Here is a 1,774-nt window from a genome sequence, read left to right as displayed (position 1 = left end):
GGGATCCCTATGTCTGAGGTGGCCATTCGGGTGGAGAGCCTGACCTTTGCTTGGCCGGAACGTCCGCCGGTTTTGCAGGCGTGCAGTTTTGTCATTCCCAAGGGCCAGTTGTGGATGCTGTTGGGGCCCAATGGCAGCGGCAAGTCCACTTTGTTGCAACTGTTGTCCGGATCCCTGACCCATCCCCAGCCCCTTTCGGGCCACCTGGAGATTCGCGGTCGGCTGGGCTATGTGTTTCAAAACCCGGATCACCAACTGTTCATGCCCACGGTGGGAGCCGATGTGGCCTTTGGCTTGGGAGCAGAGGCTCTGACCTTGGCGGAAATTCACCAGCGGGTGGAAACAGCCTTGGAGCAAGTCGGATTAAAGCACCTGATCCGTCGGCCCATCCACGGCCTCAGCGGCGGACAGAAGCAACGGGTGGCAGTGGCAGGGGCTTTGGCCCGGCGCAGCGAGGTGCTGCTTTTGGACGAGCCGACAGCCCTGTTGGATCCCGACAGCCAGGCGGATTTGCTGCGGTGCATCCGGCAACTGGTGGATCAAGAAGGCATCACCGCCCTCTGGGTAACCCATCGGCTGGCGGAACTGGAATGGGCAGACGGGGCGATTTTGCTCTCGGAAGGTCAAGTGCGTCAACAGGGATCCCCAGAGCAGGTGCGGCAACGGATTGAACAACTGTTTGGGGCCTGAGGGATCCCTGCGCATCCTGATCCCAAAGAGATCGCGAAAGCGTAGCTGCACCCCCCGGGTGTCCCTGTTTAGAATAGGTAATGTATCCGGTTGATCAATTCGGTTGGCACAAGGTCATTATCCTGGACTCATTCCTCATCTGGATCGGCTGGTTTTTACCTGTTGATCCTCGGTTACACCGAATCCCTACAGGTTCTGCGTCAACCGGTTATATCAGCGGGCCACCGGCCCCATCTAGTCTAAAGGAGCTTGAGAACATGGGACTGTCTGAAGTGATCGCCAAAGAGCTGGAAAATGCTCGCAACGTCTGCTCTGAGTACGGCGAAGGGGATCCCCACTGCCGTGCGGCCTGGGATGCGGTTGAAGAAGTGCTGGCAGCTCGCAGCCACCAGCCGAGGACTCCCAGCAGCCTAGAGCAGCACTGCGCTGAAAACCCAGATGCTGTTGAATGCCGGGTCTACGATACCTGATTCTCGGGAAGTCTACGGTGTAGATGATCTCTGTCGATTCCCTAGGGATCGATGGGGATCTAGGCTTGGGGTTCCTGACAAAATCCAGCAGCCTGCCGGATCCTTATCCGGTGGGTTTTGCTTTTCTGGGTTGGAAGGCGTGACTGGGTGCAGCCTTTTGGTTGCCATCCATCGAAACCAAAACCAGGACTCATCAAGCTCAAGGCTGGTGGAATCCACAGGGCTCGTGGAGAACGTTTTTCACGAAGAAAGCTTTCGAGCCGGATCAGCTCGCAGCCATTGCCCCACCCACAAGGCGAAGGCTATTCCCAGCAACAGCAGTTGGGGGAGCAGCGTCTGCCAAGTGGGATATATGCCCAGCCAGCGCAGCTTTGGGATCCCGACCAGGGGGGTGATGGGCAGCCAGTCCGCCACCTGCAGAGCGTGCAGGCCACTGCCCAAAAACTTAAAGCCCAAATAGAAAACCAGCAGACTCAGGCCCCGGAAAAAAACTCCCAGCGGCAATTTCAGCCCCACCTGCAGCAGCAAGATCGCCACCGCCACCAACACCAGGGATCCCAGGCCGATCCCCAGCCAAAAATCTTTTGCCGAGAGGGAAGGGGCCAACCCCACAT

Annotated in this window: 2 protein-coding genes and 1 pseudogene; 2 read left to right on the top strand and 1 reads right to left on the bottom strand. The window is 58.1% G+C overall.

What is annotated here, in order from left to right:
• The first annotated feature begins 9 nt into the window (after nt 1-9).
• Together NW837_RS11815 and NW837_RS11810 are read left to right on the top strand one after the other, a co-directional pair.
• Nucleotides 10-690 carry an energy-coupling factor ABC transporter ATP-binding protein gene (locus NW837_RS11815; RefSeq protein ID WP_414331746.1) on the top strand — a complete coding sequence of 227 codons (681 nt, stop codon included), beginning with the start codon at nt 10-12 and terminating at the stop codon, nt 688-690.
• A gap of 257 nt (nt 691-947) precedes the next feature.
• On the top strand, nt 948-1,160 hold the full coding sequence (locus NW837_RS11810) for a CP12 domain-containing protein (RefSeq protein ID WP_011434185.1): 213 nt from the start codon (nt 948-950) through the stop codon (nt 1,158-1,160).
• A 240-nt stretch (nt 1,161-1,400) separates the two neighbouring features.
• On the opposite strand, the pseudogene NW837_RS11805 reads toward NW837_RS11810, so the two are convergent.
• Nucleotides 1,401-1,774 (bottom strand): annotated as a pseudogene (locus NW837_RS11805) (iron permease); the annotation flags it as partial.

This window comes from Synechococcus sp. R6-10, from assembly GCF_047461815.1.
In the GTDB taxonomy this organism is placed as follows: Bacteria; Cyanobacteriota; Cyanobacteriia; order Thermostichales; family Thermostichaceae; genus Thermostichus.
Note: the sequence above shows the minus strand (reverse complement) of the source record. Positions and strands in the feature narration are given on the sequence as shown.